At 59.2% G+C, this 20,865-nt stretch carries 18 protein-coding genes; 4 read left to right on the top strand and 14 right to left on the bottom strand.

Features of this window, described 5'->3' with window-relative positions:
* Positions 1 to 2: 2 nt before the first annotated feature.
* Both WMO17_RS00370 and WMO17_RS00365 read left to right on the top strand, forming a co-directional pair.
* Positions 3 to 356, top strand: coding sequence for a NusG domain II-containing protein (locus tag WMO17_RS00370; protein ID WP_005940047.1), 354 nt, complete (start codon positions 3 to 5; stop codon positions 354 to 356).
* Between the two features lie 19 nt (positions 357 to 375).
* On the top strand, positions 376 to 2,085 hold the full coding sequence (locus tag WMO17_RS00365; protein WP_349137251.1) for an LCP family protein: 1,710 nt from the start codon (positions 376 to 378) through the stop codon (positions 2,083 to 2,085).
* 186 nt (positions 2,086 to 2,271) lie between these two features.
* Here WMO17_RS00365 and WMO17_RS00360 read toward each other — a convergent pair whose 3' ends face one another.
* On the bottom strand, positions 2,272 to 3,450 hold the full coding sequence (locus WMO17_RS00360) for a phosphopentomutase (RefSeq protein ID WP_097774800.1): 1,179 nt from the start codon (positions 3,448 to 3,450) through the stop codon (positions 2,272 to 2,274).
* 54 nt (positions 3,451 to 3,504) lie between these two features.
* Positions 3,505 to 3,783, bottom strand: a complete 279-nt coding sequence (locus tag WMO17_RS00355) for a hypothetical protein (protein WP_349137250.1) — start codon at positions 3,781 to 3,783, stop codon at positions 3,505 to 3,507.
* A 105-nt stretch (positions 3,784 to 3,888) separates the two neighbouring features.
* Here WMO17_RS00355 and pyk point away from each other — a divergent pair, with 105 nt between their 5' ends.
* Complete coding sequence (gene pyk, locus WMO17_RS00350) at positions 3,889 to 5,643, top strand: pyruvate kinase (protein WP_349137249.1); 1,755 nt, start codon at positions 3,889 to 3,891, stop codon at positions 5,641 to 5,643.
* A 16-nt stretch (positions 5,644 to 5,659) separates the two neighbouring features.
* Entirely contained in the window at positions 5,660 to 6,112 is a 453-nt protein-coding gene (locus tag WMO17_RS00345; protein WP_005940027.1) for an S-ribosylhomocysteine lyase, read from the top strand.
* Between the two features lie 77 nt (positions 6,113 to 6,189).
* Here WMO17_RS00345 and WMO17_RS00340 read toward each other — a convergent pair whose 3' ends face one another.
* The 12 genes from WMO17_RS00340 to WMO17_RS00285 all read right to left on the bottom strand — a co-directional run bounded on the left by WMO17_RS00340 (position 6,190) and on the right by WMO17_RS00285 (position 20,832).
* Positions 6,190 to 6,966 (bottom strand): copper homeostasis protein CutC, encoded by a 777-nt coding sequence (locus WMO17_RS00340; protein ID WP_349137248.1) that lies wholly within the window; start codon positions 6,964 to 6,966, stop codon positions 6,190 to 6,192.
* Positions 6,967 to 7,105: 139 nt separating this feature from the next.
* The gene (locus WMO17_RS00335) at positions 7,106 to 7,972 is read right to left on the bottom strand and encodes an HAD family hydrolase (RefSeq protein WP_349137247.1); all 867 of its coding nucleotides are present in this window, start codon (positions 7,970 to 7,972) and stop codon (positions 7,106 to 7,108) included.
* Positions 7,972 to 8,961, bottom strand: a complete 990-nt coding sequence (locus WMO17_RS00330; protein ID WP_097781943.1) for a LacI family DNA-binding transcriptional regulator — start codon at positions 8,959 to 8,961, stop codon at positions 7,972 to 7,974. The genes WMO17_RS00335 and WMO17_RS00330 overlap by 1 nt, the downstream gene beginning before the upstream one ends.
* 182 nt (positions 8,962 to 9,143) lie before the next feature.
* On the bottom strand, positions 9,144 to 9,944 hold the full coding sequence (locus WMO17_RS00325) for a hypothetical protein (RefSeq protein ID WP_165852546.1): 801 nt from the start codon (positions 9,942 to 9,944) through the stop codon (positions 9,144 to 9,146).
* 70 nt (positions 9,945 to 10,014) lie between these two features.
* Positions 10,015 to 11,049 carry a hypothetical protein gene (locus tag WMO17_RS00320; RefSeq protein WP_097774794.1) on the bottom strand — a complete coding sequence of 345 codons (1,035 nt, stop codon included), beginning with the start codon at positions 11,047 to 11,049 and terminating at the stop codon, positions 10,015 to 10,017.
* Between the two features lie 29 nt (positions 11,050 to 11,078).
* Positions 11,079 to 13,250 carry an ATP-dependent zinc metalloprotease FtsH gene (ftsH, locus tag WMO17_RS00315; RefSeq protein WP_349137246.1) on the bottom strand — a complete coding sequence of 724 codons (2,172 nt, stop codon included), beginning with the start codon at positions 13,248 to 13,250 and terminating at the stop codon, positions 11,079 to 11,081.
* Positions 13,251 to 13,283: 33 nt separating this feature from the next.
* The gene (gene hpt, locus WMO17_RS00310; RefSeq protein WP_005940003.1) at positions 13,284 to 13,832 is read right to left on the bottom strand and encodes a hypoxanthine phosphoribosyltransferase; all 549 of its coding nucleotides are present in this window, start codon (positions 13,830 to 13,832) and stop codon (positions 13,284 to 13,286) included.
* A complete protein-coding gene (gene tilS / locus WMO17_RS00305; RefSeq protein ID WP_349137245.1) occupies positions 13,829 to 15,286 on the bottom strand; it encodes a tRNA lysidine(34) synthetase TilS in 1,458 nt (485 codons plus the stop codon). Before tilS ends, hpt begins: the two co-directional genes overlap by 4 nt.
* Positions 15,286 to 16,686: a replicative DNA helicase gene (gene dnaB / locus WMO17_RS00300; RefSeq protein ID WP_005939997.1), complete on the bottom strand. Its 1,401-nt coding sequence runs from the start codon at positions 16,684 to 16,686 to the stop codon at positions 15,286 to 15,288. The genes tilS and dnaB overlap by 1 nt, the downstream gene beginning before the upstream one ends.
* Positions 16,687 to 16,766: 80 nt before the next feature.
* A complete protein-coding gene (rplI, locus tag WMO17_RS00295; protein ID WP_349137244.1) occupies positions 16,767 to 17,222 on the bottom strand; it encodes a 50S ribosomal protein L9 in 456 nt (151 codons plus the stop codon).
* Positions 17,223 to 17,725: 503 nt separating this feature from the next.
* A complete protein-coding gene (glf, locus tag WMO17_RS00290; RefSeq protein WP_349137243.1) occupies positions 17,726 to 18,829 on the bottom strand; it encodes a UDP-galactopyranose mutase in 1,104 nt (367 codons plus the stop codon).
* Positions 18,830 to 18,852: 23 nt separating this feature from the next.
* The gene (locus WMO17_RS00285) at positions 18,853 to 20,832 is read right to left on the bottom strand and encodes a DHH family phosphoesterase (protein ID WP_349137242.1); all 1,980 of its coding nucleotides are present in this window, start codon (positions 20,830 to 20,832) and stop codon (positions 18,853 to 18,855) included.
* Positions 20,833 to 20,865: the final 33 nt, after the last annotated feature.

The raw sequence follows: 20,865 nt of genomic DNA, 5'->3' as shown, positions 1-20,865 counted from the left end.
GCATGAAAAACAAAAAGCTGCTTACCAATCTTCTCTTTGCCGTGGTCATTCTGGCCATTGCCGCTGTGCTGCTGGTGGTGCGCCGCGTGCACGCTTCCGGCTCCGGGCTGCGGGCCGAGCTGATCTACGGCGACAACAACACCACCATGAACCTGCCGCTGGACGTGGATGAGACCTATGATGTGGACACCGGTTACTATACCGTCCACATTCAGATCAAGGACGGTGCAGCCCGGTTCGTGGATTCGCCCTGCCCGGATCACATCTGTGAAGGCTTTGGCTGGCTTTCCAACGAAGATCAGACCGCCACCTGCCTTCCGGCCCGTGCAGTGCTGACCATTGTACCTGTTTCCTGACAAAAAGGAGTGGTTTTGAATGATGGATGAAAACGATCGTTCCCACGAAGATTACCGTTCTCTGCGGCACATCAGCCGCAAGGAAGGCACTGAGGATACTGCGCCCATCGAGGTAGACAGCTCGGCGTTTTTTTCCGAGCTGCCGCCGGAACAGCCCAGCACACCGCCTCCGGCCCAGCCTCCCCAGAAGCCGCCGCGCAGCGGCCACAACACACCCGTACCGCCCAAGGCCCATCCGCCCGTGGATGGAGCCGTGGCAGTACCTTCCAAGTGGGGGAAAATTTTGCTGATCTTACAAGGTATTTTAAGCATTCTGGCACTGGTGCAGCTGTGGCGCACCCAGATGCTGCCGGTGCTGTATCTGGTCATTCTGGCCGCGCTGCTGGCGCTTTTGTGGCTGCTGGTAAAGCGCTGTCAGGAGTACAATGTTCCCGGCAAGGTGGCCCGGGTATTTTCGGTGTTCCTGTGCGCTGCCATGGCGCTGGGCTGCTTCTGGGCCCAGCAGGGCCTTTCTGCCCTGGGCAGCATGACCTCTGGCCTGCTCACCGGTGCCGAGGCCAACAAGATCACCAAGGAGCCCTTTGTGATCTACCTCAGCGGCGTGGACACCCGCGGCGAGCTGACCGAAAATGCCCGCAGCGACGTGAATATCCTTGCTGCCGTGAACCCTGTCACCAAGAGGGTGGCCCTGATCAACACCCCGCGCGACTACTACGTAGACCTTGCCGGCACTGACAGCAAGGATAAGCTGACTCACGCCGGTCTGTACGGCGTGGAAACCAGCATGGCCACACTGGGCAATCTGTACGGCGTCAATGTGGACCATTACATCCGCATCAACTTTGCGGGCTTCATCAGCATCATCGATGCGCTGGGCGGCGTGGATGTCTACTCCGATCAGGCGTTCACTTCTGTGGGCAGCCCCGGCTACTATGACCCCACCACCTTTGTGGAGGGCTGGAACCATCTGGACGGCAAGGCCGCTCTGGCCTTTGCCCGTGAGCGTCACGCCTTTGCATCCGGCGATATCCAGCGCGGCATCAACCAGATGAAGGTGATCGATGCCATGCTGAACAAGATCAAGTCCCCTGCCCTGCTGATGGGCTTTTCCAAGATCATGGATGCCGCAGCCGACTGCTTTGTGACCAGCTTTTCACAGGATCAGATCAGTGCGCTGGTGCGGATGCAGCTGAGCGACTTTGCCGAGTGGGATATTGAAAGCTATACCGTCACCGGCACAAGCTCCAGCAGCACCAAGTGCTACTCTGCCAAGGGACAGAAGCTCTACGTCATGAAACCGGATGATGCTTCTGTGAGCAAGGCCAGGGAAATGATCGCGTCCGTGCTGGGCGGTGAGGGCACCGTTGCCGACACCACCCAGAAGCCGGAAAAGACCGATGTGTTCACCCCCACCACCGACCCGAACGCCGCTGTTTCGGAGGTGCCTGCCGAGAGCGTTCCCGAGGAAGTGCCCGCCGACAGCCTGCCGGAAGAGACCGTCCCGGCTGACCAGCCTGCAGATGCAGAGCAGCCTGCCGACACCCAGACGCCGGAGCCGGAAGCTCCCGCCGAGGGCGAGACCGGCGGGGACACACCTGCCGAAGCCCCGTCTATCTCCCTGCCCACGCAGGAAGAGGTGGAACAGGCTGCATCGTCCATCTACAATGCGGCTTCCTCCATCTGGGGTGCCATTCAGGATGCTGCTTCGCAGCAGAACGACGCGGCCTGACGATTTGAAATGTCCTCCGCGCAAGCTCCGGACTCTATCGCGGAAATATTATTTTATTTGCAAAACAGGAAACGACTGCGGTCGTTTCCTGTTTTGCTTTTTCACCAGAAAGTCCGTGCCGATAAACTGCATAAAAATGCCGCCTGCATCTTGAACCAATGCAGGCGGCTTTCTCATTCAAAATAATTATGCCTTGATCTCGTTCCAGACGCTCTTGCCGTCCAGAGAGGAAGCATCCACATCAAGATACTCGCAGATGGTCTGGGCGATGGTGCCAAAGCACAGACGGGTGCCAAGGTCAACGCCAGGCTTCACGCCCTTGCCGCAGATCAGGTACGGCACATACTCGCGGGTGTGGTCGGTGGTCTTGGTATAGGACGGGTCGCAGCCATGATCAGCGGTGACCATGAGGAGATCGCCCTCCCGCATTCCGGGGATGAAGTCGGCCACGAACTTGTCAAACTCGGTGGCAGCGGCGGCATAGCCTGCTACATCGCGGCGGTGGCCGTAGAGCATATCGAAGTCCACCAGATTCACAAAGGCAAGGCCCTCAAAGTCGCGGGTCTGCAGGGCCTTGGTAAAGGCGATGCCATTGGTGTTGCCAGTGGTCTTGATCTTCTCGGTCACACCCTCACCGTCGAAGATGTCAAAGATCTTACCAACAGCGATCACATCCCTGCCAGCATCTTTCAGAAGATCCAGCATGGTAGCGCGGGGCGGCTTGAGGCTCAGGTCGTGGCGATTGGTGGTGCGGTAGAAGGTATCCGCAGTGTGGCCCAGGAAGGGGCGTGCGATCACGCGGCCCACGCCGTACTCGCCCTTGAGCATCTCGCGGGCGATCTCGCAGTAGCGGTACAGCTCATGCACCGGCACCAGCTCTTCGTTGGCGGCCACCTGAAATACGCTGTCGGCACTGGTGTAAACGATAAGGGCGTTTTCTTTCATGGCCTGCTCGCCGTAATCCTTCAGCACCTGCGTGCCGGAGTAAGGCTTGTTGCACAGCACCTTGTGGCCGGTCTTTTCCTCAAACTCGTGGATCAGCTCATCCGGGAAGCCGTTCGGGAAGGTGGGCAGCGGCTTGGGGCTTACCACACCGGCGATCTCCCAGTGACCAATGGTGGTATCCTTGCCCATGCTCTGCTCCTGCAGGCGGGCAAAGGAGCCGATGGGCGCTGCGGTCTTTTCGCCTGCGGTCACGCCATCAATGTTGAACATGCCCATCTTTTGCAGGTTGGGGCAGTTGAAGTTGGGGTGTTTTGCAATGGCACCCAGGGTGTTGGTGCCCTCGTCGCCAAAGGCGGCGGCATCCGGCTCTGCGCCAATGCCAAAGCTGTCGAGGACGATCAGAAAAACACGCTTTTCCATATCGTTTTTTCTCCATTTCTTCCGGGGACCTGCCCCGGATAAGTGATACTATCTTTACTTATCATTATAAGCAAATCCTGTGCCGGATGCAAGCGTTTTTGCTGTGCTGCAAATATCCGTCATTTTCACCAAAATGTTCGTCATTTCGTTCACAATCCGGCGAAGCGTTTTTGCGTTTTTATTCGTTGCTGCGTTATTTCGTGACAAAGGCATCTTGGCTGCCAAAAAAATTGCAGCGCAGCTTGAATTTTTTCTTGCCCTATTGTATCCAAGCGGATATAATAGTAAATGGAAAAAGTTTTGAACAGCAGAACTTTTCTGCTTTTGTACCACAGCATGGGATTTTTCCCGTTGGCCGCGTGCAGCTGCCTGTATGACAGCGGACAGCCTGCCGCAAAATAGAGAATGTGAAGTTGTAGTTGGAGGTAGTAAAAGTATATGAGAAAAACAAAGATCATCTGCACTCTGGGCCCGTCCACCGATCAGGAAGGCGTTCTGCGCGAGCTGGTCGCCAACGGCATGAATGTTGCCCGTTTTAATTTTTCCCACGGCTCTCACGAGGAGCATCTGGGCCGCTTTGAAAAGCTGAAGGCCATCCGTGAAGAGCTGGGCAAGCCGGTCGCTGCCCTGCTGGACACCAAGGGCCCCGAGATCCGCCTGAAGGACTTCAAGAACGGCACTGAAATGCTGGAAACCGGCCAGACCTTCACCCTGACCACCCGCGAGGTGGAAGGCACCAAGGAGATCTGCTCCATCACCTATAAGGACCTGCCGCAGGATGTGCAGCCCGGCGGCACCATCATGCTGGACGACGGCCTGATCAAGCTGCAGATCGTCACCGTGAACGACACCGACATCGTGTGCAAGGTGCTGAACAACGGCAAGATCAAGAACAAGAAGGGTGTCAATGTGCCCGGCGTGCATCTGTCCATGCCGTATATGAGCCAGCGCGACCGCGACGATATCATCTTCGGCGCACAGCAGGGCTTTGACTTCATCGCTGCTTCCTTCGTGCGCACCGCACAGGATGTGTACGATATCCGCAACCTGCTCAACGAGTATGATTCCGATATCCGCATCATCGCCAAGATCGAGAACCGTGAGGGCGTGAACAACATCGACAGCATTCTGGCTGCAGCCGATGCTGTCATGGTGGCCCGCGGCGATCTGGGCGTTGAGATTGACTTTACCGAGCTGCCCGGCATTCAGAAGAATATCATCGAGCGCTCCTTCTCCTTTGGCAAGCCCATCGTCACCGCTACCCAGATGCTGGACAGCATGATCGTGAACCCCCGCCCCACCCGCGCCGAGATCTCCGACGTGGCAAATGCCATCTACGACGGCACCTCTGCCATCATGCTTTCCGGCGAGACTGCTGCCGGTGCTTATCCGGTGGAGGCCCTCAAGACCATGTCTGCCATTGCTGAGCGCACCGAGCAGGAGAATCACTCCCGCTTTGCGCCCCTCGCCGAGAACACCGGCAAGATCAGCGTGAGCGATGCAACTGCACATGCTGCCTGCCTGACCGCCAAGGACGTGAATGCTGCCGCCATCGTTACGGTGTCCGAGTCCGGCAACACCGCCCGTCTGCTGAGCAAGTACCGCCCGGAGCAGCCCATCATCGCCTGCGTGATGAAGGAGCAGGTGCAGCGTCAGCTGGCCCTGAGCTGGGGCATCACCCCGCTGATGATGCCTCTGGCACACAGCACTGATGAGCTGATCGAGATGTCCACCTCTCTGGCCAAGGAGAACGGCTACCTGCACAACGGTGAGCTGGCCGTTGTGACCGCAGGCGTGCCTGTGGGCGTGTCCGGCACCACCAACATGATCAAGATCCACATGGTAGGCAACTGTCTGGCTACCGGTGTGGGCGTTGGCCGCGAGAATGCCGACGTGACCAGCGCCACCGGCAAGGCCTGCGTCTGCCGCACGCTGGAAGAGGTGCGTGCAAAGTTCAAGCCCGGCATGGTGCTGGTGGTGCCCTCCACCAGCAACGAAATGCTGAGCTATGTGCGCGACGCCGCCGCTCTGGTGGTGGAAGAGCCGGGCCTGAACAGCCATGCCGCCATTGCCGGCAAGGCCCTGCTCAAGCCCACCGTTGTGGGTGCTGCCGGTGCCACCAGCCACATCCGTGACGGCCTGATGGTCGCTGTGGACTGCGCGCACGGCAGCGTGCAGCGCCTGCAGGCATAAGCCAAAGGAGAAGATCATGGAACGCATTGCAAGCTTCTGTGTTGACCATACCAAACTGGACCGCGGCATGTATCTGAGCCGTCAGGACGGCGATGTTCTCACCTGGGACATCCGCATGAAAAGGCCCAATCACGGCGATTACCTGTCCACCGGTGCCGCCCACACGCTGGAGCATCTGTTTGCCACCTATGCACGCAACAGCGCCTTTCAGGACAGCGTGATCTACGTTGGCCCCATGGGCTGCCGCACCGGCTTCTATCTGCTCACCCGCGGCCTGACCCCCGCCGAGGCACTGGAGCTGACGGTGGAATCCTTCCGCTTCATGGCTGGCTTTGAGGGCGCTGTGCCCGGGGCCAGCGAAGTGGAGTGCGGCAACTACCGCGATATGGATCTGCCCGCCGCCAAGGCCGAGGCCGCTGCCATGCTGCCGGTGCTGGAAGCACTGACCGGCGACGAGCTACATTACTAAGCTATCTTCACCCTTCAAATTCATCATCATAAAAAAGCGCTCTCCCACCGGGTTTCCGTTGGGAGAGCGCTTTCGTTTTAGTTGTTCTTCATCGCATCCAGTGCCTGCCGTGCAGCACGGATGTTTTCTTCACCCGTCTGCCATACCTCAAACTCTGAAAAGCCCGGCAGCCCCATGGGCACACCCTCGCGGCGGAAGGTCATGCGGCTTTGCAGCACCTGCTTGCCAGAAAGGTGGAACGCATGTGCCCCGGTCTGTGCGGCCAGTGCCGGGATGTTTTGTGCCGTGACACCGGCACCTACCAGAATTTCCACGCTGTCCCCTGCCCGCTCCACCAGTCGGCCGAGAAGCTCCGCTCCCTCTGGGGCACTCGCCGCCTGCCCGCTGGTGAGGATGGTACAAAGGCCCATGCTCCGGACCGTTTCCAGTGCCGCAAAGGGGTCGGCGCTGACATCAAAGGCACGGTGCAGGGTACACGCCACCGGACGGCCTGCCTTTTCCGCTGCCCTACGCGCCGCCGCATAAATGGGCCGCATGGCATCCGCATTCAGCTGCCCTTCCGGGGTCAGCACACCGGTCACGATACCATCCGCCCCGGCCTCCACCAGCTCTGCGGCCAGCTGTTCCATCTGGGCAAGCTCGTAGCTATCGTAACAGAAATCTCCGAACCGGGGCCGCAGCAGAGCACGCACCGGCAGGCCGGTCTCCGCCTTGACCTGACGCACCAGCGCAAGGCTGGGCGTTGTACCGCCCACGATCAGGTCGGCACACAGTTCCAGCCTGCTGGCACCGCCGCGCTTTGCTGCCAGTGCACTGGCAGTGCTGTCCACACATACTTCCAGAACGGAACGCATTTCAATTCCTCCCTTTTTGCCGGGCTTTGAACCCGGCATTCTGGTTTATTCTACCACGTTTTTCCGTTTTATAAAACCCTGTGGCAGCAAAAAAGCTGCGGCCCGGGTCTTATCCCTGCCGCAGCCTTTGTTGTTTTTTTCAGATCAGACCCAGCGCCTTGAACTCCTTTGCAATGCCGTCCTCGTATACCGAGGGAGCAATGCGGTCGCACCGCTTTTTCAGGTTTTCGGAGCCATTGGCCATGCACACACTGATGCCGACAACATCGGTCATCTGCAGGTCATTATCGCTGTCACCAAAGCCGATGGTATCCGCCAGCGTGCAGCCCAGATGATCACAGATGGCCTTGATTCCGGTGCCCTTATCAAATTTGCGGTTGATGAGCTCACCATTCACAAAGCCATCGGTCAGGCGGTCCAGCTTGCTTTCGCAGAACACGAACTGGTCGGCATAGAGCTGCTTTGCCTCGGCAAGGTCGCTCTCGTGGTCGGCAATGAACACGATCTTATACAGCGGTTCCCCTTTGTAATCGGAAAGCGGCAGGATGGACATGCCCTCTTCCATGGCTTTGCGCCAGCGTTCTGCTTCGCTGTTCAGCGGTGCATCGTTCTTTTTGTGGATAAATTTCCACCTCTCAGCCATCTTGCTTCCGCCAAAGGTGGCATCCCGGGCTTCCAGCGTGCACTCCACGCCATTGCGTTCCAGCGCCGCGCGCACGCCTTCAGCCTGCTGCGGCTCCATGGGGATATCCACCAGAGTCTTTCCATCGCACAGCACATAGCCGCCGGCGCTGCACACTGCGCCCGCAAAGCAGTCGTGCCGCAGCAGCGGTTCGGTCATGCGGTGGTTGCGGCCGGTGCACAAAAACAGCTTGTGTCCGTTTGCTCTGGCGCGATCCAGTGCAGCCAGAGTGCTTTCCGGGATGAGCATATCACCCGGCGGCAGCAGCGTGCCGTCAATATCCAGAAAAATCAGCTTACGACCCATACTTTTATCCTTTATCATCAAAGGGAGCCTCGCTCCACGATCTGATAGCCCAGCGTCACCTGACGCACAGGCCCGCTGCTCCCATTTTCTTCCAGCATCTGCAGCAGGATCCGGGCAGCCTCCTGCCCCACCTGCTTCTGGTAAAAGCGCACCGTGGCCAGCCCCGGTTCCATCATGCTGCCAGCCCAGCTGTCGCCAACGCCTGCAAGACCCACATCCTGCCCCACATGCCGTCCTGCTTCCCGCAGGGCACGCATGGCACCAAAGGCCACCGTGTCAGTCACGCAGACCACACCGTCCAGATCCGGGCAGCGCACCAGCAGTTCCTGCATGCAGCGCTGGCCCTCCTCCATGGTAAAGGCGTTACAGCAGATGCGGGGCATCTGTTCGCCGTTCAGTCCGGCAGCGTTCAGCGCATCCTGCACGCCCTCACGGCGCTGCACGCCGGTGGCATCGTCCCGCTCTGTACCGCCAATATAAACGATCCTTTTGCGGCCATGGTCCAGCATCCGCTGGGCAAGTTCCCGGGCTGCAGTGCGGTCGTCGTTGTACACGCAGGCCACATCCTGAAAACGCTGGCCTGTTACCACCACCGGCACACGGCAGTTTTTCAGCGCCTGCGCCAGCTGAGGAGTATAATAGCTGCCCAGTAGGATGATGCCCGCCACGTGGTTGCGCTGCATGGCAGTCAGATAGCCCAATTCCCGCTGAGCGTCCAGCTCGGTGTTTCCCAGCAGCATCAGATAGCTCTTTGCATCCAGCTCACTGGCAATGCCTGCCGTGATCTGCCCCACCGACTGGGAGCCGATGCTGGGAGCAATCACCCCAACCTGATTCACTTTTCCGGTGCGCAGAGTCTGGGCGGCGGTATCCGGGCGGTAGCCGGTCTTTTCCACTACCTCGTGGATGACAGCCCTCTTCTGTTCGCTCAGGGGGCCTCCGTTCAGGTAGCGGCTGACCGCCGCACTGGATACACCCGCCATTTTTGCAATATCACTGATGGTCATTTGCAGTACTTCTCTCTTTTGGGATGCATTGTTATGTGTAAACGTTTTCATGCTTATTATAAACCGCTTTCATCCATCCCGCAAGATGCGCTTTTCCCGGTTTATTCCGAACGCATTTTTGTTTTTCTGGCAACTGTGTACAAAAGACGGCTTTTTTCTGAGAAGCAGGGCATTACAGGCGGTCAGGCTGCGCCCATGCTCCATGCACGCACGGCAAGCCCCAGCAGCAGGACCACCAGCAGAACGATAAACACGGTTTTATTGCCAGTTCTTCTCTGTTTCTTTTTGCGGCCTGCCGTGCTGCGGCTTTTGGCCGAGCTGCTGCGCGCTGTGGTGCTTCTGCTGCCGGAGGAACGGCTGCCGGCCGTTTTGCGGCTCTGGGCGCTGCGGTTCTGGCCCTGCTTTGTGCTCTGGCGGGCTGGCTCGTGCGCAGCCGTTTTTTCTTCCGGCGCACGGCTGGATGCGATCGGCTCCTTTGCGCCGCAGCGTGCCAGATAATTTTCTGCATCGCGGTAATAGCGGGCAAGTTCATTCTCGCGGAAAGCCGTGCCCACATAGCCGTCTTCCAAGCTCTCCACCGCCTCGTTGAACAGGATCGCCGCCTGAGCGGCATCGGTGTGATCGGTGGCGTGGGCGGCTTCGTTGCGGGCGGTGCGCACAGCATTGCAGGCGCGGCGGGCCGCACCCGGATTGCTGGTATTGCCCAGCAGGTCCAGCGGTTTGGCGGCATCCTTTTCCGGGTCCAGCAGAACCCGCATACAAATGGTGGTATCCAGCTGCTGCCAGCTGTTTTTGCCGGAAAGATCCGGCATACGGTCGTAGTAGTCCGGGCTTTCCTGCTGGCGCTGTGCAACGTGATCCAGCAATGCACCCAAGCTGTGCGCACCGGGTTTGTGCTCCCAGTGCCAGCGCAGCAGGCGGCGGCTGATCTCATCGCAGGCAGTCTTGATCTCAAAGGCAGCCTGTAAGGCTTCTTCCGGCATAATGGTTCTCCCTTCTTCTGGCATACAAAAAAGCGGAGAAGGCATACCGCCCTCTCCGCTGCTGTTTGTGTTACAGCACGAACTGGTAATACACGAAGCCGCACAGTGCCACTGCTGCACAGACAATGGCAGTGATGGGCGGCACCCAGCGGATCAGCGCTTCGGCCACGCTGTCGCGCTCGTCCTCGTATTCTTCCTCGTCGTCATAGGCAGGCTCCGGCTGCTGAGATATCGGCTGTGCACGGCGGGCTGCAGCAGGCATCACACGGGTGCCTTCGTCCGCAGCTGCATGGGATGCCCTGCCCGGGAACTGTGCCCGCATTCCGGCATCCATCACACGGGTCTGCTCTGCAGCAGGTTCTTCCGGCTGTGGTTCTGCTTCACGGCACGGTGCACCCATGATCCGGGTCGGCTCCTCCTGCACGGGCGCTGCGCCCATAATGCGGGTAGGCTCTTCAGCCTGCGGGGCAAGAGGCGTTTCCAGTTCCGGCTCGGTCTGGGCAGGCTGTTCCGGCTGTAGCAGGGTGTTCAGCGCGTTCTGCAGCAGGATGCGGTCGCAGCCGCACTCCGAGCAGTACACGGTATCCTCCTCCTTCGGGTGGAAGGCACCGCAGGCGCAGTACCAGCCATTTTCAAACACCTGCGGCTGATACTTCAGCTCCGGGCGGTTCATGCGGGTCTCCAGCGCCTTTTCCAGCTCAGCAGATAGGCGCTTGGGGGCAGGCAGGCGCACGCGCTTGATGCCGTCCAGATGCACCACCCGCTTGCCGTTGTACACGTTGCACAGCGAAACATCCACGCTGGTGATGGCCTTTGCGGTAACGAACACCGCATCGTCCATGCCAAACAGTTCGCCGGGCTTTACTTCCAAGTCACGGTACTCGAACCGGTCCTCGCACAGGATCACGCCGTCCACGCCCTTGCACTTGAAGTGGATCTCCAGCGCGGTCAGGGTCACCTTGGAAATATTCTTGAAGGTCAGGCAGACCGCGTGCTCCCCGCTGACATCACCCTTGAGCAGCTCCACGCAGACGAACTGCACCGGGCTGCCGGGGGTGTAATAGTTTGCGCGGGTCCGTGCGACCGGGTTAAAATTTTCCTCCACGACACTCGCTCCTTTCCGTTTGGATCAAATCAGTTCTGCGGGTCCTGTGCATCCGGCGTTTCCGGTGCAGCGGTCTCCGGCAGCGGCTGGACCGTTTCGGCCTGCTCCGCAGGCTCAGCGGTCTCTGCAGGTTCAGCAGTTTCGGCCTGCTGAGCGGTCTCTGCAGGGGCAGCCTGCACGGTCTGAGCAGGCTGTTCCGGCTTCGGCTCATCGCCTTCACGCGGGGGCAGTGTGCCGCCCGCCATAATGGTGTTGAACTCCTGCTCGTTGAGCTTCTCGCGTTCCATCAGGGCCTGTGCCAGCGCGTGCAGCTGATCGATGTGCTCGGTCAGGGTGCGGCGGCAGGTCTCGTAGGCTTCATCGATGATATCCCGCATCTCGCCGTCGATCTCGGCAGCGGTGGTCTCGCTGTAGCCCTTGCCCTGACCCAGATCGCGGCCCAGGAAGGTCTCCTCCTGCGAGGTACCGTACACCACAGGGCCAAGCCGCTCCGAGAAGCCGTACTTGGTGATCATCTGGCGGGCAATGTTGGTGGCCTGCTGCAGATCATTGGAAGCACCGGTGGAGATATCCTCCAGGATCAGCTGTTCGGCCACGCGGCCGCCCAGACTGGAAACGATATCCTCGAACATTTCGCCCTTTGTCACGTAGCTGCGGTCTTTCTCGGGCAGGTACATGGTGTAGCCGCCAGCCTGACCACGCGGGATAATGGTGATCTCGTGCACACGGGGATGATGCTTGCAGTAGAAGCCCGCCACAGCGTGGCCTGCCTCGTGGTAAGCAGTCAGCTTCTTTTCCTCCGGGGTCACAACGCGGCTCTTCTTCTCCGGGCCGGCCATCACCTTCATGGAAGCTTCCTCGATATCCTCCATGGTAATGGCCTTGCGGTTGCGGCGTGCAGCCAGCAGAGCCGCTTCGTTGACAAGGTTCTCAAGGTCTGCGCCCGCAAAGCCTGCGGTGCGCTGTGCAATGACCCTGAGAGAGACATCCGGGGCCAGCGGCTTCTTTTTGGTGTGGACCTTGAGGATCTCCTCACGGCCCTTGACATCCGGCAGGCCCACATAGACCTGACGGTCAAAGCGGCCCGGACGCAGCAGAGCCTTATCCAGAATGTCGGCACGGTTGGTGGCCGCCATGACGATGATGCCGTCGTTGGCCTCAAAGCCGTCCATTTCCACCAGCAGCTGGTTCAGGGTCTGCTCGCGTTCATCGTGGCCGCCGCCCAGACCGGCACCGCGCTGACGGCCCACAGCATCGATCTCATCAATGAAGATAATGCAAGGCATGGACTTCTTGGCCTTATCGAACAGGTCACGCACGCGGGATGCACCCACGCCGACGTACATTTCCACAAAGTCAGAGCCGGAAATGGAATAGAAGGGCACACCGGCCTCGCCTGCGCAGGCGCGGGCCAGCAGGGTCTTGCCGGTGCCCGGAGGGCCTACCAGCAGCACGCCGTGGGGAATGCGTGCACCCAGAGTGTTGAACTTCTCCGGGCTTTTCAGGAACTCTACGACCTCTTTCAGCTCTTCCTTTTCCTCGTCCTCACCGGCAACATCGGCAAAGGTGGCTGTCTTTTGGTTCTCGTGCTCGTCCTTCACCTTGGCTTTGCCAACGTTCATGATCCCGCCGCCGCCAGCACCGCCGCGCATCATGGAGAACAGCAGGAAGCCGGTGCAGCCCAGCATTGCCAGATAGAACAGGATCTCCATCCATGGGATGTTTTCCTTGACAGGGGTATAATCGTACACCATGGGAGCATCCGGGTTTGCGGCATCGTAGGCGGCAATGTAGTCGCCCACATACTTGACGAACATAGATGCATAGGGCAGCTTGTAGCGCACAGTCACAGTGCCGTCGCTGTTCTTCTGCGCAGCAGTATCCTCATCCGAGGAGGACAGCATACCGCTCAGCAGTCCGCCGGTGGCCTGCGTGGTGCTCTGGGACGTGGTATCGGGCAGGGGCAGGTTATTTTTGCCGCCTTCCTTGAGGTTCATGGTGATGACACCGGTGTTCAGGTCCAGCGAGAATTGCGTGACCTGCAGGCTTTCAAAATAATGCACCACCGTGGAATATTCCATGGAAGAGCTGCTGGCAGAGCCGGTGCCGCCCAGCACCGACCAGACCATCAGCACCGCCGCCAGCGCCAGAGCAAGGATCAGCGGATTGAAACGGGGTCTTTTGGATTGCAAAAAAATCAACTCCAGTTCTTGGATGAATTATAGTGTGAGAAATCACTTCTCGTAGACTTCAGGCTTGAGCACACCCACATAAGGCAGGTTGCGGTATTTTTCATCGTAGTCCAGACCGTAGCCCACCACGAACTCGTCCGGCACCTGGAAGCCCTCGTAGTCAGGCTGGATATCGGCCTTGCGGCGGCTGGGCTTGTCCAGAATGGTGCAGATCTTTACCGAGTTGGGGTTGCGCATCTTGAGCATGGGCACCAGATTCGAGAGGGTGACGCCGGTATCCAGAATATCCTCCACGATCAGCACATCCTTGCCGGACAGATCACCGTCCAGATCCTTGATGATCTTTACAAGGCCGCTGGTAACAGTGTTGCTGCCACCGTAGCTGGACACCACCATAAAATCGATGCTGCAGGGAATGCTCACCGCACGCATCAGGTCGGCCATAAACACCACCGAGCCCTTGAGGATGGACACCAGAACAAGGTTCTTGCCCTCGTAATCCTTGCTGATCTGGGCACCCAGCTCAGCAACCTTTGCCTTTAACTCTTCTTCACTGACCAGAACAGTCTTGATATCATCATGCATACTCATGTTATTTCCTCCCTATGTTCCATTTCCATCTGCAGCACCTGCGCAGTGTCTGCATCCGGGGCAAGGCCCTCGGCAAAGCCCGCACCGCAGACCCACAGTACTTCGCTGCCCGCCGCCAGCAGCGGCAGCTGATCGCGCTGGCTGGCCGGGATGCCCGTTTCGTTCATCCACTTGCGCAGCCGGTTGTGTACACTTCGCCCCGCCGGGCGGTAGACATCTCCCGGCTGGCGGGTGCGCAGGACAAGACCAGCATACAACGTAGTTATTCTAGCATAATCCGCCTGATTTTTTAAGTCTTTTTTATGAACGACTTGTATTTTTTCTTCAAAATCAGCCGTAAAAAGCCCTGCAGTCACCTTCCAGCCGCCCGCAAGGCAGTATTCTGCCTGTTTTTCCGGCTGAAAGGGCTGGCTTTCCGGCCGTTTGTCTTCCTGCTGCCGGGGCCGTTCCGGCACAATCTCCTGCCAGAAGCATCCGTCTCCGGCACAAAAGCGCACCCGGTCAGTCAGCTGTACCGCACCGCTGCCGCGCCGCACAAGGCCGCACAGCAGCTGCACATATTTTTCCTCTGCGCCACGCACGGGAGCCGTCAGCGAATGCATGGCTGCTTCCAAAATAAGCGCATCCGCAGCGGAAAGCGGGCCCAGCCGCCACACCGTGCAGGCTTCCGGGCTTTTGATGGCAGCCTGTGCCGCATCCAGACGTGCAGCAGAAAGCAGCTCTTCGGCCTTCCGGGCAAAATAGGCATCCGCGCGGGCTGCCTTCTCGCAGAAGCGGGCAAGGTTTTCCACCGCTGCGCCGTTGGTGCTCTGCAGTGCAGGCAGTGCCGCACGGCGCACCCGGTTGCGGGCATAGGCATCGGTCGCGTTCGTCTCATCTGTGACCCATGCCTGCCCGGCTGCACGGCAGAAGCTTTCGGTATCCTGTCGGGTAAGGGCCAGCAATGGCCGCAGGTAGCACCCGCGCTTTGGCCGGATGCCTGCCGCACCGTGCAGCCCCGTGCCCCGGGCCAGCCGCAGCAGCAGGGTCTCAGCCTGATCATTTGCAGTATGGGCCGTTGCAACGACATCTATCCCCTCCCCGCACAAACGCGCAAAGCAGGCATAGCGCAGGCGGCGCGCCCAGTCCTCCCCGGCATGTTCCGACGGCAGGCCCACTTCATCGGCCATCTCTGCAGCATGGAACACCCGCAGCGGCACACCCAGCCGGGCGCATTCGGCCCGCACAAAGGCTTCGTCCCGGTCGGCGGTCTCGCCGCGCAGGCCGTGGTTCACATGGCAGGCCGAAAGCACAAACCCGAATTCCGGCTGCAGGGCCAGCAGGATGCGCAGCAGTGCCATGCTGTCCGCCCCGCCGGACACTGCCGCGGCCAAGTGCAGCGGCTCGCCCGGACAAAGCAGCTTTTCTCGCAGAACAAACATGCGCACATGCGCCAGAATTTTTTCATTGTTCATCAGCGTTTAAAGTCCACATCCATAAAGCGGGTGTGGGCACCATCCCAGCCCAGCGGCACCGTGCTGGTCTCGCCGTGACGGTTCTTCGCCACGATGCACTCTGCCGTATCGGCATCCACCTCAGCGCCGTCCGGGTTCTGGCTGGCATAGTAGGAATCGCGGTACAGGAACAGAACGCAGTCGGCATCCTGCTCGATAGAACCAGAATCGCGCAGGTCGGAAAGCTGGGGCCGGTGGCTGGAATTGTTGCCCTGCTTTTCCACCGCACGGGACAGCTGAGAAAGTGCGATGATGGGCACATTCATTTCCTTTGCCATGATCTTGAGGTTTCGGGTGATGGAGCTGATCTCCTGCACGCGGTTTTCGCTGCGCTGGCCGGTGGTCATCAGCTGCAGATAGTCGATGACGATGAGACCCACATTCGGGCGGGTGGGGTCCTGATTCACCCGGCGGATCTTCGCCTTCATCTCGGTGATGGTGATGCCGGAGGTATCGTCCATATAGATGGGTGCATCGTGCAGCTTTTCGGTGGCAAGGGCCAGATATTCCCAGTCCTCGGCGCGCAGGGCACCGGTGCGGAATGCCTGACTGTCGATGCCGGCCTCGGCAGAAAGGATGCGGTTCGTGAGTTGTTCCTTGGTCATTTCCAAGCTGAAAATGGCCACCGGCACCTTCTGCTGCATGGCCACGCGGGTGGCGATGTTCAGCGCAAAGCTGGTCTTGCCCATACCGGGGCGGGCCGCAAGGATGATGAGGTCGCCGCGGCCAAGGCCGGTGAGCACCGTATCCAGCAGGCGGAAGCCTGTGGGGATGCCCTTGTATTTGTCCGCATCCGGGCCGCTGATCTTCTGCAGGTTGGTCAGGGTCTCCACCATGCTGGAGGAAAGCGGTGTCAGTGCGCTGGAATCGCGGCCGGAGCGGATCTCATAAATGCGCTGCTCCGCGTTTTCCAGCAGCAGGTCGGCATCCGGCTCATCTCCGGCATCCTGCAGGATGTCCTTTGCAACGCCCATCAGCTGGCGCACCAGATACTTTTCCTGCACGATCTGGGCATAGGCCTTCACATTGGAGATGCTGGGCACCGTCTCGGCAAGGCCGGTCAGGTACACCTTTGCTTCGTCGGCACTGGGGAACACGCCGTCCGAGATAACAGCGTCCAGCAACGTCACAAAGTCGATGGTCTGGTCGGCGGTGAACAGGCGCAGCATTTCGGAGTAGATCTGCGCATTCTGCCGGGTGTAGAACATCTCCGGCCGGATGATCTCCACCAAGTCGGTGAGCGTTTCCGGTTTGAGCAGCACCGCACCCAGCACGCTCTGCTCTGCCTGCATGTTGTAGGGCAGGTTGATGCCCACGCTTTCCAGATTCAGTTCATTGGAATAATGTCGTTCGTTCGGCATGGTAGTTTATCCTTTTGCATCATTTCGCTGAAAAGCCAAAAAGCGCCCCCTGCTGTGAGGGGGCGCAGATGGCAGAAAAATCAGGCCTGTTCCACTTCCACCATGATCTTGAAAGAAGCGACCACACCAACGTGCAGACGGACCTTGCCGTTGAACACACCGACATCCTTGATGTCCTTGGTCTCCAGCTCGATCTTCTTCTTATCGATGGGTGCGCCTGCCAGCTGAGCCAAAGCATCGGCAACTTCCTTGCCGGTGACTTTGCCGTGCAGACGGCCGGATGCACCGCCCTTGGCCTTGATGGTCACGGTCTTGCCCTCGATTTTTGCGGCCAGATCCTTGGCAGCAGCTACGGTCTCAGCCTCGTGGAAATCGGCAGCAGCTTCCTTGCTGCGGGCAACGTTCACAGCGCTGGCATCTGCCACAGCGGCCAGCTTGCGCGGGAACAGATAGTTGCGGGCGTAGCCGTCGGAGACCTCGTGGATCTCGTCCTTCTTGCCAATGCCCTTGATATCCTGCTTGAGAATCACTTTCATGATGTTATCCCTCACTTCTCACCGGAAAACCGGTGCAGTTGTTGTGTTTATAGTATAGCGCATTTGTCGCTTTTGGGCAAGAGGAAGCGCCTGACCATTTAAAATGGCCGCCGCTCCGCTCTGGCCATATTCAGCGGGAATTTTATTTTTAATTTGTAAATCAGAAAAATCTGCGGATTTTTCTGATTTACTTTTTCACGGGAGGGGTCGTAACGGCAAACGGCATATGCTGCTGTCGGCCTGCGGCCGTCGCGCAGCGACTTTAAATCGGCGTAACACAAAAAATCCTTTAGCGCGGCGACTTGGATTTTTTGTATGGAGCCCAACCGCTTTGGGATTATTAAGGGCGTGCAGCCCTTAATTCGTGCCTCCCGCGCCTCGAAAGTAGCGGGTGCTTTTCTGGTTCTCTTTTGGCACACAAAAGAGAACGTACCCGGCGGCGATGTTTCTTGCAAAAAGGCAAAAAGCCTGCCCCACACGACCACATTCTGCCCAAGAAGCGGTTACGCCAGTTCCTTTGCAGCCACGTCCAAAGCTACCTCAATGACCTTGTCCATGTCGTAATATTTGTACTCGCCCAGACGGCCGCCAAAGATCACGTCCGGCTCCACATCGGCCAGCTTCTTGTACTCGGCATACAGGGCACCGTTCTTCTCGTCATTGACGGGGTAGTACGGCTCGTCGCCCTTCTTCCACTCAGCGCTGTACTCGCGGCTGATGACCGTTTTGGGCTGGGTGCCGAACTCAAAGTGCTTGTGCTCGATGATGCGGGTGTAGGGAGTTTCCGCATCGGTATAGTTGACCACCGCGTTGCCCTGATAGTTGTCGGTGTCCAGCACCTCGGTCTCAAAGCGGACGCTGCGGTACTGCAGAGCACCCAGCTTGTAGCCAAAGTAGGCATCCACCGGGCCGGTGTAGACCACCTTCTCGGCCAGAGCGTTCAGATTTTCGCGGTCGGCCAGATAGTCCACATTCAGCCGCACCTCGGTGCCGTCCAGCATCTTTTCCACCATGGCGGTGTAGCCGCCATTGGGAATGCCCTGATACAGTGCGTTGAAATAGTTGTCGTCGTAGGTGAAGCGCACCGGCAGACGCTTGATGATGAAGGCCGGCAGTTCGGTGCAGGGGCGGCCCCACTGCTTGCCAGTGTAGCCCTTGATGAGCTTTTCGTAGATATCGGTGCCCACAAGGCTGATGGCCTGCTCTTCCAGATTCTGCGGGTCGGTGATGCCTGCTTCCTTCTTCTGCTCCTCGATCTTGGCCTTGGCTTCGGCAGGGGTAACAACGCCCCACATCTTATTAAAGGTGTTCATATTGAAGGGCAGGTTGTAGATCTCGCCGTGGTAGTTTGCCACCGGGCTGTTGGTGTAGCGGTTGAACTCTGCAAACTGGTTCACATACTGCCACACAGCCTTGTTGTTGGTATGGAAGATATGTGCACCGTAGCGGTGGACGTTGATGCCCTCCACCGGCTCCGTGTAGATATTGCCTGCAATGTGGCTGCGCTTATCGATCACAAGACACTTCTTGCCTGCCTTTTTTGCTTCCTGTGCAAAGACCGCGCCGTAAAGGCCGGCACCAACGATCAGGTAATCGTACTGTTTCATGGGTGTGATCCTCTCTGTTCCGTTTATTTTCCTTCTACATCGCCCTTTTTCTGCGATGCATAGTATTTGTCGATGGCATCTTCGATGCGGGCACGGGCTGCTTCCGGCGTGATATGCTTGAGCTGTGCTGCTGCCATGGTCTGGTGGCCGCCGCCGCCCAAAGATTCCATGATCACCTGCACGTTCACGGCACCCAGGCTGCGGGCCGAGATGTTCACGCCTGTGCCCACCTGCACTGCCACAAAGCTGGCATCCACGCCCTGAATGGTCAGCAGATCGTTTGCCGCCTGTGCAATGGCCACGCGGGCTTCCGGTGCCACCTCGCCGCTGACGGAGATCGCGCAATTTTTGTACATGCGTGCTTTTTCCACCAGATCTGCCTTGGCATTGTACTCCACCATGGTCACATCGAACAGCTGGCGCACCCGCTCCGTCTCCGCGCCATAGCGGCGCAGCGCAGCGGCAGCTTCAAAGGTACGCACACCGGTGTGCAGGGTAAAATCGCGGGTATCCAGCATGATGCCGGACAAAAGGCCCTCGGCCTCCACACGGTTGGGCTTGTCGTCGCGCTCGCCCACGTACTGCAAAAGCTCCGTGACCAGCTCACTGGCCGAGGAAGAATACGGCTCATGGCAGACCAGCGCCGGGTTCTCGATGTAGCCCACGCCCTTGCGGTGGTGGTCGATCACGGCTACCTTGCCGCATTTTTCCAGAATATCCTTGCTTTCCACAAGGCCCACCTGATATGTATCCACCACGATGCACAAGGTGCGCTTGGAGATGATGGGCAGTGCGTCCTTCGGGTCGATAAAGTCGTCCTTCTGGCCTGCACGGCACAATGCATCGATCAGGCTTCCCGCAAGGGTAGCGTCACGCCGCACCGCGATCACCGCCGGGACATCGCATATTTTGCAGATGCGCAGCACGCCCTCGGCGGAGCCGATGGCATCCAGATCGCTCATGCGGTGGCCCATAATGACTACATGGTCGGCTTCCTTGATCAGCTTCACCAGCTGATCGGCCACGATGCGGCTGCGCACCTTGCTGCGCTTTTCCACGCCGTGGCTCACACCGCCGTAGAACGTAAAACCGTCCGGTGTCATTTCAGCGGCCTGATCGCCGCCGCGGCCCTGCGCCATATCCAGCGCCTGCACGGCCATATCCTGGGCTTCCCGCAGGGTCTTGGCCCCGCGGCCAATGCCGATGGACAGCGAAAGGTTCACGCTGGGATCCAGCGCACGGATCTTGTCCAGCACATCGTAGCCGCGGTTGGCGAACTGCTCCATCTGGCGCTCTTCCACCACAGCGATATAGCGGCCGCTGGCCACACGGCGCAAAAAGCCGCTGCCCCGGCCGATCATATCCTCCAGCGTGCGGTTGATGCCTTCCAGCAGGCGGGCACGCTCGCTGTCCAGCATGTCACCGAACACATCGTCGTAGCCGTCCACCAGAAACACCAGATAGCCCGGACGGCTGGCTTTGTATTCCGCCTCCACCTTGCGCAGGGCGGTCTCCTCGTTCAGCACCAGCAGGGTCATGCTCTCCGCATCGCCGGGCACCGTGGAGCTGTGTACGCTCCACATGCCGTCCGCGAGGGTCAGCAGCTGGCCCTCCTGCTTGCGGCACTGCTGCAGATCAAGGCCGGGCAGCACCTTCTGCACGCGGTTCACCAGCGCATCCTGCCCGTTCAACAGGCGGGTGCGGAACTGTGCATTGTACCACAGCACCGTCTCACCGGAAAGCAGCGCGGCCGGCTGAGAGAGCGGTTCCAGACTGAACTGCGGCTTGGAGCCTTCAAAGCTGCCGCCGCACATCCACCGGGCCACCCACTTGCGCAGCTGGCAGCGGAACAGCACCACCACAACGCCCCACAGCACCACCAGTGCCAGCAGCACCGGCCATGCCGTGGGCCGCTGGATCAGCAGCACCAGCACCAGCAGGCTGCACAGCACGGCCAGACTGGCGGTGAGCATCTCCAATGTCCATCTTGGTTTTTGTTTCATCAAATCTCCTGCCTTCCGCCGCATTGTTTGCGG

The organism is Faecalibacterium faecis (assembly GCF_040096475.1).
Taxonomy (GTDB): Bacteria; Bacillota; Clostridia; order Oscillospirales; family Ruminococcaceae; genus Faecalibacterium; species Faecalibacterium taiwanense.
This window is presented reverse-complemented; position numbering and strand designations above follow the sequence as displayed.